The following is a 12,507-nucleotide window of genomic DNA, read 5'->3' as shown; positions in this document are numbered from 1 at the left end:
CAAAGGAAAAGATATGTCTAGTAACGATGCCCCGACCACATTGGTCGACACCCAATCGGCTGCGCAAATGGATCCCGGCCAGTCCCCCGAATTGGCGGTTGATCCAGCAGCTGATCCTGTCCCCTCTGGCCCAGCCGGAGGGGACAGCGGTCCTCAAGATGCAAGCACCGATGGCGCAGCGGAAGCGGCACCGGTTGCCACGGATTCAGATGCAGATGCGCCGGCACCCGATGCGCCAGCAGATACCTCAGATGATGCGGCAGCAGATACGCCATCGCCAGCAGTGTCAGCTGCGGATGCGACGGCTCCCGGTGACACCGCGTCTGATGTGGCAGACATGCCATCACAAGATGCAGGCATGCTGGTAATGTCGGATGACACTGACCCCAGCTATTCAGTGAGCGACGCGCCTGCAGCCCCGGCGGATGACGCGGACCCGACTTATGCCGTGAGCGATGCGCCCGCAGCCCCGGCGGATGACGCGGATCCAACTTATGCGGTAAGCGATGCGCCTGCTGCCCCAGCGGATGATGTGGACCCAACTTATGCGGTGAGCGATGCGCCCGCGGCTCCGGCGGATGATGTGGACCCAACTTATGCGGTAAGCGATGCGCCAGCGGCTCCGGCGGATGATGTGGATCCCACTTTTGCCGCCAGCGATGCGCCTGCGGATCCGGCAGCATCCAGTGCAGCCGTCGTAGATGCGCCTTCTGATGTGTCTCCGGCACCCGCAGAGCCGACTGCGGTGGACGCGGGCGATCCTGCGGATACGTCCGCTGACACCAGCCCAGATCCCGCATCAGATCCCGACAGTGGCGATGCTTCGCCAACCGTTGTGACACCTTTGCCGACTGTGGTGATTGATGACGATGGCAGCGCAACCATGCTGGGCACTGACGTGTCAGAAGACCTCGCAGGTGCGCCTGAGATTGATGTCATTGTTGGCCTCTCTGGTGATGACAGCATCGAAGGCAGCAAAGGCGAGGACGTCATCCACGGTGACTTTGACCCTCAGAACGTGCTCAAAGGCACAGAAGGGGCCAGCAGCTTTGCCCAATATGGCGAAAGCGACGCCTGGAGCGTGCAGGAAGAGGCGGATGGCCACACCAGCATGACACAGGCGGTTGAGACCTATGCCGGTGAAACCTATTCCATCAACTTTGATCTGGCCGCGAACTATGGCTCTGGCACCGTCAGCGGTGCGGTCGAAGTGTTGTGGAACGGCGAGGTTATTGGCTCCTTTGACACCAACAGTGCGGCGTTTTCATCCACCGAGATGAACTTTGAAGGCATTGGTGGCGTTGGTGAGCTCACGTTCCGCTCCATTGATACGGATGAGCCTTCGGGGCCGGTGATCAACACCGATGGTCCGATCTATTACTATGAGACCCAGAAAGAGATTGGCGGCACCTTGGTCGACGTCAAGGCCTTTGCTGAGGCGCAGCCGAACCTCTATCAGGTGATGGATGGGCAGTTGCAGGTGTTTGATCCGGTAACGGCGACATACACCCCTGCCGGGGTGGATGCGACTGTAACAACCAATGCGATTGGCTTTAACGTCGAAGATGATCTGCTTTATGGGATTGCCGTGCGCGAAGGCACGGACAGCCTGGGCAGCGCGGTAGAGCGCGCGGATCTGGTGATGCTGGATGCCAGCGGTGCGAGCTTCCTGATTGGCTCCACGCCCTATCGGTCTTGGACCGCGGACTTTGATGATGAGGGCAACCTGTGGGCATTCCAGTCCAGCCTGGACCGTGTCACGAAGATTGATGTCGATCAGGTGGGTGACGACGGCGTTGTGGCCAGCGAGACCTTTAAGTTCGACAAGGATCTGGTGACCGACAGCCTTTGGGATGTGGCCTATGACAGTGAGACTGACAGTTTTTATGGTGTCACACGGCCGTCCCAGGAAGGTGCGAATGCGGTGCTTTATGCCACCGACATCTCAGCCGTTGCAGAAGGGGGCGCGCCAAGCATTGAAACCACGCAAGTTGTAGGCACGGTGATTGACGGCACCTTGCATGACGGCGTACCTGCTGTGACCTTTGGTGCGGCGATCAATGATGCAGAGGGCAACCTCTATGTCGCGGGTAACAGCGGCGATCATGACATGGACAACAGCACCAGAAGCTCTGGCGGCATTTACCAGGTAACGGATGGGCCGACAGAGGGCACAGTGGTACTGGAGCTGGTCAGCGACAGCCCAAGTTCAAGGTCAAATGACGGTGCTGCGGACCCGCGTGCAGCGGACCCCTTTGCCGAGGTGGACACCTATGCCACCGTCTTGATCAAGAACCCCGAAGTTACTGTGGTGGCGCAGGTCGATGATACCTATGACGACCAGATCAATGGCGGTCAGGGCGATGACCAGATTGCCACCGGTCTGGGCGATGACACGGGTGCGGGTCAAAGCGGCAATGACTATCTTGAAGGCGCGGTGGGCGATGACCGTCTCTTTGGCGGCAATGCTGACCCAACCACGCCACAGGCCGATGAGTACTATGACGAGGCGGGCAACCGCTTTGCGGCGGACGGCACCCTGTTGGCTGCTGACAACGATGTCTTGCTGGGCGGTGCTGGTGCGGATTTCCTGCACGGCGGCGCTGGGCATGACACGCTTGATGGTGGCACAGACAACGACGCCATGATCGGCGGCAGCGGCTTTGACGATCTAAGCGGTGGCGCAGGAGACGATCACTTGGCAGGCGGCTCAGAACGGGATGTTCTGCGCGGCGGTGCGGGCGATGACGTGTTGATTGGCAGCTACGGCGAGGATGAGCTTTTCGGCGACGAAGGCGCAGATGTCCTGAAAGGAGGGAGTGAAAACGACCGTCTGGATGGCGGCCTGGGCAATGATCTGCTGCAGGGCGGCGTTGGCGACGATGCGCTGATTGGTGGCGCGGGCAACGACACCCTGGAAGGCAGCACAGGCAATGACGTGTTGTCAGATGCGTCTGGCGAGAACGATCTAAGCGGTGGCAGCGGCAACGACACCTTGACCGGTGGCACCGATGTGGATGCGCTGAATGGCGGCTCTGGCTCAGATGTCCTGAGCGGTGGCGGCGGGCGCGATGTGCTCAAAGGCGGCACGGGCGACGATGTGCTGAATGGCGGCGATGACAAGGACAAGCTTTATGGCGGGTCCGGCAATGATGAGATCAACGGCGATGGGGGCAGCGATTATATCAACGCTTCATCGGGGCACGATGTCATCTATGCAGGCGCCGGGCGTGACAAGATCCTGATGGGCGCGGGGGCGGATGCGGCCTCTGGCGGGGCAGACAGCGATTGGTTTGTCTTCAACAGCCAAGACCGCGATGGCCACGGCAACACCATCTATGACTTTGTGCACAGCGGCGGCGAGGCCGACAGGCTTGATTTCCGTGGCCTATCGCTGGTGACTGAGCATCAAGATGTGGACAGCTGGATCTTACAGCACGTCCAGGCGCAAGGCAGCGCTGTCACCATCACGTTCGACGCGTTTGAGCTGACCTTGGTGGATCACCAGGGCTTGGGGGCTGCGTTCTATGATCAGGTCCGGGACGGTATTGAGCTGCTATAAGACAAATAGAGCAGGCGGGTCAGAAAAGGCCCGCCTCCTTTGCGATAATCGCTGCTTGGGTCCGGTTTTTGGCGTCCAGTTTGCGGCAAAGCGTTTTGACGTGCAGTTTGATGGTGACCTCCTGCAGGTCGACCTCGCGCGCGATTTCCTTGTTGGACAGGCCCCGCACCAGGCCGGACAGCACTTCCATCTCACGGCTAGAAAGCACGTCTTCCAGCGGATGTTTGGTGGTTTCCGTTTCCTTGGTCATGAAATCGACGGGGGCATATTTTTCGCCCATAGCCATGAAACGCACCGCGTTGATCAGGCTGCCGGCGGCCATCGTTTTAGGCAAGAACCCAGCCGCCCCAAGATCAAGCGCCTTTTGGGCGACGTTTTTGTCAGCCGTGCCTGAGATCAGCGCAACAGGCTTGGGCGAGACGAGATCAAGAATGACCTGCAACCCATCAAGGCCGTTCATGCCGGGCATTTCGAAATCCAGCAGGAAAAGGTCAAAGGGTTCGTGGGTCTTAACGGCGGTTTGCACGCCGGGCAGGTCTGCGGCCTGAAAGACTTTCAGGGTGCCTTCGCTTTCCAAAAAAGACGCAATTGTTTCGCGTACCAATTCATGATCGTCTGCCAATAGGATGCGCATCGTGGCTCCTTCGCTCTTGCCTCAGATGCACGCTAACAAAGAAAAGTGGCCTTGGTTAGGCTATTTTGGCGCAAATGACGGCGCGTTTACAAAGACACCTGCAGACATCCCCCAAGTGGGGAGCCGCGCCGGTCTTAGCGGGATGGACTTCTGTGGCTTTGCATCAGTGCTTTGATCGCGGCAGGATCCATCTGGCCCTTCAGGCCGATGCAGATCAGGCCGCTGCCTGCGTCACCGCCCGCAAAGGAGACCTCCGCACGCTGGCCTACAAGCTGGATCAGCGCGGTTTTGCCTGAAAGATCTGTCACATGTCCTTTGGCCCTCACCAGCCCCAGTGCTGGATCAGTAAGGTCTTTGGCCAGCTGTGCCGCATCGCAAGGGGTTTCGGGGGTGATCCCAAGGCTTTCGTAAAGCGCATCCGCATGGGGGGCGGTGCCGCGTGTTTTCGGGCCCTGAAAAGCCCCAAGCAGGACCGTGTTGGGCACCTTGCCGTGATCGGCCAGCACCAGGGGGGCGACCGGGTTGTGTTTGGCCAGCTTGGTCTTCAGCGTGCCCAGCTGCGGTGCTGAGATCAGGTCGGTCTTGGTCAGGATGATCAGATCAGCGTCCGACAATTGCCGTTCGATCGTGTCGCCAATGTATTCATCGCGCAGCATTTTTTCGATGTTCAGCCCATCGGCCAGCACGCAAATGCCTTCCATGTGCAAGGCGGGCAAAAGATCAACTGTTTGGGCAATGGCCCCGGGCAGGGCGACGCCTGAGGCTTCGATCACGATGTGATCCGGGCGGGGCTGCATGCCCGTCATCTGTTGCAACGCCGCCGTCAGGTCACTGCCGAAGGAACAGCAGATACAGCCCCCAGCGATCGAAATCAGATCGTCATCGCGGGCTTCAATCAGGTCTTCGTCTATGGGCAGCGCGCCAAATTCATTCACCAGCACCGCGATGCGCAGGCCATTTGCTTGCCGGAGCATTCGGTTGATCAGCGTCGTTTTGCCCGCGCCCAGGTAGCCTGAGATCAGCGTGACGGGCAGGGCGGGCGTCATTGATCGGCAGCGGCAAAGACACGCCCGCCTTGCACCGTGCCCCAGACGCCGATGTCTTTGAGGTCTTCTGCAGGACAGGCTGTGGGATCGTCTTCGAGAATGGCAAAATCTGCCTTCTTTCCGGTCTCAATTGAGCCGATCTCTCCGTCCATGTGCAGGGTATAGGCGGCCCCCATCGTGATGGCCCACAGCGCTTCTTGCACCGAAATACGCTCCTCTGCCCCCTGAACACGGCCGGATGCGGTGATCCGGTTTACGGCGGCCCAGGCGGTAAAGAGCGGTCCAAGCGGGGTGACCGGCGCGTCTGAGTGAATGGCAAGCGGGATGCCTGCATCAAGTGCTGTGCGGCAGGCGTTCATGCGGGTGGCGCGGTCTGGTCCGACGGTCAGATTGTAATGCTCATCCCCCCAGTAGAAGTGGTGGTTGGCAAAAAGGTTCACACACATCCCAAGCTTTGCGGCCTGTCGGAATTGCGCGGCATCGGCCAGTTGGCAATGCTGCAACGTGAACCGGTGATCCATGTTGGGATGCGCCTGCAGGGCGGGGCCGAATTTTTCCAGAACCAGTTGCGTGGCCTGATCCCCGTTGGTGTGCGTATGCACCTGAACGCCGGCTTCCAACGCCAGATGAAAGATCTCAGAGAGTTGTTCGGGGGCGACATACCAAAGGCCGTTGGGCGCGCCGTTGAAATAGCCAGGCCACCGCAGACGGGCTGAAAACCCCTGAATAGAGCCATCCGCCACGATCTTGATCCGGCCCAGGCGCAGCCGGTCGGTGGACATCTCTTTGAGGCGCAGCACTTCGGTGATCAGGTCTTGGGGGGACAGGCCCAAGAAGAAACGCAAAGGCACCACGCGCGCGGGGTAATTGGTTTCTGCGGTGACGCGCAGCATCATGTCCACGCTGTCAGGGTCCAGCCGTGAGGCCAGATCAGTGATCGTGGTCGTACCGGTTCTGACGCAAAGTTTGGCAAAGCGGCGCAGCCCGTCTTCGTCGGCATCCAACAGGTTGCGTTCAAAATCGACGTGCGGCCCGACAGGTGTCATCACCTCGGGGCCCTTCAGCTCGCCCGTGGGAAAGCCATCATCGCCCAGCGGGATGCCCGGATTGTTGATGCCTGTTTTCATCAACCCAGCAAGCTCAAGCGCTTTGGTGTTCACATTCATGATGTGGCCTGACGCATGCAGTATCCCGATAGGCCGGGTGGTTGAAACCCGGTCCAGATCCTGGCGCGTTACCCGCTGGTTATCCATATAGATGGGATCAAGCTGCCAGCCTGAAAGCGGTGCCTCGGGATCCTCCAGCTTGTCTGCCGCCGATTTCAGCCGTTCGATGACCGCGTCAATGGTTTTCACCCCGGGCCAGGTTTTGCCGTCAGGATCGGTGCGGTCAAACCAGCCGCAGTAGGTCTTGGCCCAGAGCGATCCTTCCATCGTGTGGGCGTGGCCTTCGACGAAACCGGGCAGGATCACCTTGTCTGCAAACCGTTCATCAAGCGTGTAGCTGCCCCAGGTCGCCAGTTCTTCCAGGCTGCCCGCGCCCAGAATGCGCCCCTCGCGCACCGCAACATGGGTGGCTGTGGGCCGTGAAGGGTTCATCGTCACGATTTTCCGGGCGGCGTAGATCTGAATGTCTGACATGAAAGGGCCTTGCGTTTGAGGGCGTTCGAAAAGGGTAGAGGGCTTTCAATCAATGAGAAAATAGATTTAATTGACGAATAACCGTGGATTTTTGGTGGAAGGGCGCCGGTGAATTTTACCCTCAAGCAAATGCGATATGTTGAGGCGGCGGGGCGGCTGGGGTCCATCACGCAGGCCGCACATGAGCTGGCGATTTCGCAATCCTCCATCACCGCAGCGATTGATGCGGTTGAGACGTCGCTGAATTACGATCTGTTTTCGCGCACCCCTGCCAAAGGCATTCAGCCCACCCCGACGGGCGAACATGCCCTGCTGCTGATCCGCAATTTTCTGCAACAAGCGCGGTATTTTGAGGCGGATTTGCAGGCGTTGGGGGGGATTCATCGGGGTTGGTGCGGATCGCTTGCTATGCCACGGCGGCCCCGGCGTTCTTGCCACCTGTGCTGCAAAACCTGACGGATAATTTTCCTGGGATGTCGGTTCAGGTGATGGAGGGCAATCTACAATCCATCACCGATTTCTTGGATGAAGGAAAGGTGGACCTGGTTTTTACCTACGCAGACAGTTTGCAGTCCAACCACAGTTTTCTGCCTCTTTTTCAGGCACCGCCCTATGCGTTGATCAATCTGGATGATCCGTTGTCTGGGCAAGCCTCCGTCACCTTTGCGGATCTGGCGGAGCGGCCCATGGTACTGCTGGATTTGCCGCGCACGCGGGAGTATTTCACATCGCTTTTTGATCAACGTGGGTATCGGCCCACCATCGCGCATACCACCCGCTCCGCCGAGATTGCCCGCGCGCTGGTGGCGGGTGGGTTCGGCTATACCATATTGAATATCCGACCCGTTGATTACGTGGAGGAGCGGCTGCGCTACCGTGCGGTTCCGATTGAGGGGTTGGACGCAGGGCAAAGCTTTGGGATTGTCACGCTCAAAAACACGCGCCCGCCCAGGATCGTGCAATCCTTTATCGACAGCTGTGTCGGGCTGAGGGGGCAGGGCGCGTTCGAGACGCTCACAGTATGGGCAGATAACAGTGAAACCGCTAAAAAATAGTGTTAGTGGCAGTAATTAATCTGTTTTCTGTTGGAAAAACCCTCGACTACGCTTTGAGATATAAAAATCAAAAGTCAGGGAGACTAGAATGAAGCAACTTATGAAAGGGTTTGTCGCTTCGGCAGCTCTTGCTGGTCTTTTGGCCGTTGGCCAAGCGACCGCAGAAGAACCCGTGCGTGGCGGGACACTTGTGACAGTTCTGGGGTCTAACGTCCGGAACCTGAACTCAGCGGTGCAGTCTGGCATCGTGACAGGTTTCCCCGGTGCCCAGCTTTTTGCATCGCCACTGCGCTATGACGAAGATTGGACGCCACAGCCTTATCTGGCGGAAACCTGGGAAGTGAGCGAAGACGGTCTGACGGTAACGTTGAACCTGGTCAAAAACGCCAAGTTCCATGACGGCACGCCGCTGACCTCAGAGGATATCGCGTTCTCGGTTGAGGTGATCAAGGCGAACCACCCGTTCAAATCCATGTTTGCACCGGTTGAGACGGTTGAAACGCCAGATGCGCATACGGCCGTTTTGAAGTTGAACAAGCCGCACCCGGCGCTGATGCTGGCGATGTCGGGGCAGCTGATGTCGATCCTGCCAAAGCATATCTACGGCGATGTGCCCATCAACGAAGTAAAGACCCACCCGCGCAACAACGAAGGCACCGTCGGCTCGGGCCCGTTCAAGCTGGTTGAATATAAGTCGGGCGAACATGTCATCCTGGAACGCTTTGATGATTTCTTCATCGACGGGCGGCCCTATCTGGACAAGATCGTGATGCGGATCATCACAGACCCTGCTGCGCGTGCGATTGCCTACGAAAACGGTGAGCTGCATATGGGCGCGTTTGAAAGCCTGCCGCGGATCATCAACCGCCTGAAAGGCGTGGACAGCCTGACTGTCACACCCGAAGGATACGGCGCGATTGGTCCGTTGGATTGGCTGGCGATGAACACCCAGCGCGGGCCACTGCAGGACGTCCGCGTGCGTCAGGCGATTGCCCATGCGGTGGATAAGAACTTTATCAAGAATGCCTTGATGCAAGGCACTGCCGCCGACAGCCGTACCGGCATCCACCCTGACAGCCCGTTCTACAACGCGGATGTGCCAGACTATGAGGTGGATCTGGACAAGGCGAACGCGCTGCTGGATGAGGCCGGCTTCCCAATGGACGGCGACAGCCGTTTCAGCCTGACCATTGATTTCGGCTGGCCCGGTGTGAAGCCGCAGGTGGAATATGTCAAAGCGGCACTGAAAAAGGTGGGCATTGACGTCGAAGTGCGCGCCAGCGCCGATTTCCCAACCTGGGCCAAGCGCATGGGTGAGATGGACTTTGATCTCAGCTGGGACACGGTTTTCAACTGGGGTGACCCGGTGATCGGTGTGCACCGCACCTATGACAGCACCAACATCGGCAAAGGCGTTTGGTCAAACACGCAAGGCTATGCAAACGCCCGCGTGGATGAGCTGATGGCGATGGCCGCGGTGGAAAGCGATCCGGCCAAGCGGACAGCGCTTTATGCGGAGTTCCAAGAGATCATCGCCAATGAGCTGCCGGTCTATCACACCAACACGATCCCCTATCACACGGTCTATTCCGACAAGGTCGGCAACCCGCCGTTGGGCATCTGGGGCACGTCGACACCGATCGACATGACCTATCTGAAAGAGTGATTTGAACCACCTGTCTGCGGCGGTCTTGGGCCGCCGCAGATCATTCGGCTAGCTGGGGACGCACCGCGTGAACACACTGCGCTCACTTTTGATCCGCCTGGGGTATGCAGTGGTTCTGCTTGCTGCGGTGTTGGTGTTGAACTTTTCGCTGATGCATTTGGCTCCTGGTGATGTCGCTGATACGATCAGCCAATCCATGGGCGGTGCAGATCAAGAGCTGCTGGACCAGATCCGGGCGGACTATGGTCTGGATCAACCCTTCCTAGTGCAATTGGGACGCTACGTTGGTGGCGTGTTGCAGGCGGACCTGGGATTTTCTTTTTTCTATAACGAACCGGTAACAGAGCTGATCCTACAGCGGTTGCCTGCCACCTTGCTGTTGGTCTTCTCAGCACAGGTTCTTGCGCTGTTTGTTGGCGTGGTGCTGGGCGTTATCTCTGCTCAGAAGCCTAATGGGGTGGCCAGCTATTTGGTCACTTTCACCGCGCTATTTGGATATTCCGCGCCTGTGTTTTGGACCGGTATCCTGCTGTTGATCGCCTTTTCGCTCCAAATCCCGATCTTCCCTGTCGCAGGTATGCGCGATGTCACGGTTGAGGGCGGGTTCTTTGTTGAGATGGCCGATATCGCGCGGCATCTGGTGTTGCCGATGATCACGCTGGCATCGGTATTTTTGGCGCTCTATTCGCGGCTCGCGCGGGCCTCCATGATGGAGGTTTTGGGATCAGACTATGTGCGCACGGCCAAGGCCAAGGGGCTGGCACCGCGCGATGTAGTCTATAAGCATGCGCTCAAAAATGCGGTATCGCCGGTGATCACGCTGGCGGGTTTGCAGTTCTCTGCCGTCATTTCAGGTGCGGTGCTGGTGGAGGCGGTGTTCAGCTGGCCGGGCCTGGGCACGCTGGCGTTCCAATCCATCATTGCCCGCGATACGCCGACGATCCTGGGGATCCTGTTTTTCTCAGCCTTAGTGGTGATCATCGGCAATCTGCTGACCGATTTTGCATTGCGCCTGGTTGATCCACGCGTCGGAGGGCGGAAATGAGCGATACGACGCCAGACATGGAAACACCCCGCGCCGAAAGCCCACTGCGCGAGGCCTGGGGTATGTTTTTGCGCAATCATGCGGCGGTGGCCGCGTTGGTTGTGCTGATCGGCATCTGTTTTATCGCCGTCTTCGGACCGTTCCTGTATCCCACCGACCCGTTTGAGATGGTCTGGGCACCGTTTTCCCCGCCCGGTGAAAATGGGTTCCTGCTGGGGACGGACTATCTGGGGCGCGATTTGTTGTCGATGATCATTAACGGGGCGCGGGTGTCGCTGTTAATAGGCCTTGCTGCTGCGGTTGTGTCCATCTTTATCGGCGTTTCGGTGGGGGCCTTTGCAGGCTTTTACCGCGGCTGGGTCGAAGAGCTGTTGATGCGCATCACAGAGTTCTTTCAGGTCTTGCCAACGCTGCTGTTCTCCATGGTGCTGGTGGCGCTTTTTGGCGCGTCTTTGCCGATGATCACCTTTGCCATCGGCGTGGTCAGCTGGACGGCCGTTGCGCGTATCACGCGGGCTGAGTTCTTGCGGATCAGAGAGTTGGAGTTCGTCATGGCCTCACGCGCGTCTGGGGTGACAAATGCCAAGCTGATGTTTGGGGTGATCCTGCCCAACGCCCTACCGCCGATCATTGTGCAATCGGCCCTCATGGTCGGCAGCGCGATCCTGTTCGAGGCGGGGCTGTCGTTTCTGGGTCTGACCGACCCCAACGTGGTCAGCTGGGGGCAGATCATCGGCTCCAACCGTCAGTACATTCTTGATGCCAGCTATACCGTGACCTTGCCGGGGCTGGCGATCTTTGTGACCGTGCTGGCCATTTCACTGGTCGGAGACGGCCTGAACGACGCATTAAACCCCAAACTGAGGCAGCGCTGATGGCTTTGTTAGAGGTTGAAAACCTGCGCATTGAATTGACCACGCGGGATGGGACTGCGCCGGTGATTGATGATCTTTCCTTTACGCTCGAAGCGGGGGAAACGCTGAGTTTTGTGGGGGAATCGGGTTGCGGTAAATCCATGACGGCGCTGGCGTTGATGGGATTGCTGCCAGACAAAATCGGGCGGGTTGCCAGCGGTGCCATCCGGTTTGATGGCGAAGATCTGACAACCGCCTCTGCATCGCGCCTGCGCGACATTCGTGGCAACGACATTTCGATGATCTTCCAAGAGCCGATGACCTCATTGAACCCGGTTTTCAACATCGGTGAGCAGATCGCCGAAGTGCTGCGGGCGCATCAGGGACTGTCGCGGCAAGCGGCTTGGGATCAGGCGGTGGAACTGCTGGATGCGGTGCGCATCCCCAATCCCAAGGGCCGCGCCACGGCCTATCCATTTCAGATGTCAGGCGGTCAGCGGCAGCGCGCGATGATCGCGATGGCCTTGGCTTGCAAGCCTAAGATCCTGATCGCGGATGAGCCGACAACAGCGCTGGACGTGACGGTACAGGCACAGATTTTCGATCTGTTGCGGGATCTGCGGCGACAAACGGGCACCTCCATCATCCTCATCACCCATGACATGGGGGCGGTGGCTGAAATGGCGGAACGGATGATCGTGATGTACGCTGGCCGCAAAGCCGAGCTGGGGCCGGTGGCGCAGATCATTGATCACGCGCGCCATCCCTATACCCAAGGTCTGATCTCTTGCGTGCCGCATTTGCATGATGTCCTGACCGAAGAGCGGCCTGAGCTTTTTGAGGTGCCGGGCATTGTGCCATCACTGCGGGATTTTGGCAAAGATGCCTGCCTTTTCGCGTCACGCTGCGCGCATGTGACAGACAAGTGCAGATCACAACGGCCCGGCTCCAAGACATTTGAAAACGGGCAGGTGTCTGACTGCTGGCACGCGGAGGCAATGTAGG

Annotated in this window: 10 protein-coding genes; 7 read left to right on the top strand and 3 right to left on the bottom strand. The window is 58.6% G+C overall.

What is annotated here, in order from left to right; genetic code table 11:
• Window positions 1–13 precede the first annotated feature (13 nt).
• Window positions 14–3,562: a calcium-binding protein gene (locus ACZ1HM_RS13900; protein WP_472743294.1), complete on the top strand. Its 3,549-nt coding sequence runs from the start codon at window positions 14–16 to the stop codon at window positions 3,560–3,562.
• Window positions 3,563–3,581: 19 nt separating this feature from the next.
• Here ACZ1HM_RS13900 and ACZ1HM_RS13895 read toward each other — a convergent pair whose 3' ends face one another.
• The 3 genes from ACZ1HM_RS13895 to ACZ1HM_RS13885 form a co-directional block, all read right to left on the bottom strand.
• Window positions 3,582–4,196 carry a response regulator transcription factor gene (locus ACZ1HM_RS13895; protein WP_472743293.1) on the bottom strand — a complete coding sequence of 205 codons (615 nt, stop codon included), beginning with the start codon at window positions 4,194–4,196 and terminating at the stop codon, window positions 3,582–3,584.
• A gap of 134 nt (window positions 4,197–4,330) precedes the next feature.
• Window positions 4,331–5,242 carry a CobW family GTP-binding protein gene (locus ACZ1HM_RS13890; protein WP_472743292.1) on the bottom strand — a complete coding sequence of 304 codons (912 nt, stop codon included), beginning with the start codon at window positions 5,240–5,242 and terminating at the stop codon, window positions 4,331–4,333.
• On the bottom strand, window positions 5,239–6,882 hold the full coding sequence (locus ACZ1HM_RS13885; RefSeq protein ID WP_472743291.1) for an amidohydrolase: 1,644 nt from the start codon (window positions 6,880–6,882) through the stop codon (window positions 5,239–5,241). The genes ACZ1HM_RS13890 and ACZ1HM_RS13885 overlap by 4 nt, the downstream gene beginning before the upstream one ends.
• Window positions 6,883–6,990: 108 nt before the next feature.
• Between ACZ1HM_RS13885 and ACZ1HM_RS13880 the strand changes: the two genes are divergently transcribed.
• The 6 genes from ACZ1HM_RS13880 to ACZ1HM_RS13855 all read left to right on the top strand — a co-directional run bounded on the left by ACZ1HM_RS13880 (window position 6,991) and on the right by ACZ1HM_RS13855 (window position 12,506).
• Window positions 6,991–7,338: a LysR family transcriptional regulator gene (locus ACZ1HM_RS13880; RefSeq protein WP_472743290.1), complete on the top strand. Its 348-nt coding sequence runs from the start codon at window positions 6,991–6,993 to the stop codon at window positions 7,336–7,338.
• Window positions 7,275–7,937: a LysR substrate-binding domain-containing protein gene (locus ACZ1HM_RS13875; protein WP_472744622.1), complete on the top strand. Its 663-nt coding sequence runs from the start codon at window positions 7,275–7,277 to the stop codon at window positions 7,935–7,937. The genes ACZ1HM_RS13880 and ACZ1HM_RS13875 overlap by 64 nt, the downstream gene beginning before the upstream one ends.
• Window positions 7,938–8,025: 88 nt before the next feature.
• Window positions 8,026–9,603: an ABC transporter substrate-binding protein gene (locus ACZ1HM_RS13870; protein WP_472743289.1), complete on the top strand. Its 1,578-nt coding sequence runs from the start codon at window positions 8,026–8,028 to the stop codon at window positions 9,601–9,603.
• Window positions 9,604–9,670: 67 nt separating this feature from the next.
• Window positions 9,671–10,648: an ABC transporter permease gene (locus ACZ1HM_RS13865; protein WP_472743288.1), complete on the top strand. Its 978-nt coding sequence runs from the start codon at window positions 9,671–9,673 to the stop codon at window positions 10,646–10,648.
• Window positions 10,645–11,523, top strand: coding sequence for an ABC transporter permease (locus tag ACZ1HM_RS13860; RefSeq protein ID WP_472743287.1), 879 nt, complete (start codon window positions 10,645–10,647; stop codon window positions 11,521–11,523). The genes ACZ1HM_RS13865 and ACZ1HM_RS13860 overlap by 4 nt, the downstream gene beginning before the upstream one ends.
• Window positions 11,523–12,506, top strand: a complete 984-nt coding sequence (locus ACZ1HM_RS13855; RefSeq protein WP_472743286.1) for an ABC transporter ATP-binding protein — start codon at window positions 11,523–11,525, stop codon at window positions 12,504–12,506. Before ACZ1HM_RS13860 ends, ACZ1HM_RS13855 begins: the two co-directional genes overlap by 1 nt.
• The last annotated feature ends 1 nt before the right edge of the window (window position 12,507 follow it).

The organism is Sulfitobacter sp. GN1-4 (assembly GCF_055693825.1).
This window is presented reverse-complemented; position numbering and strand designations above follow the sequence as displayed.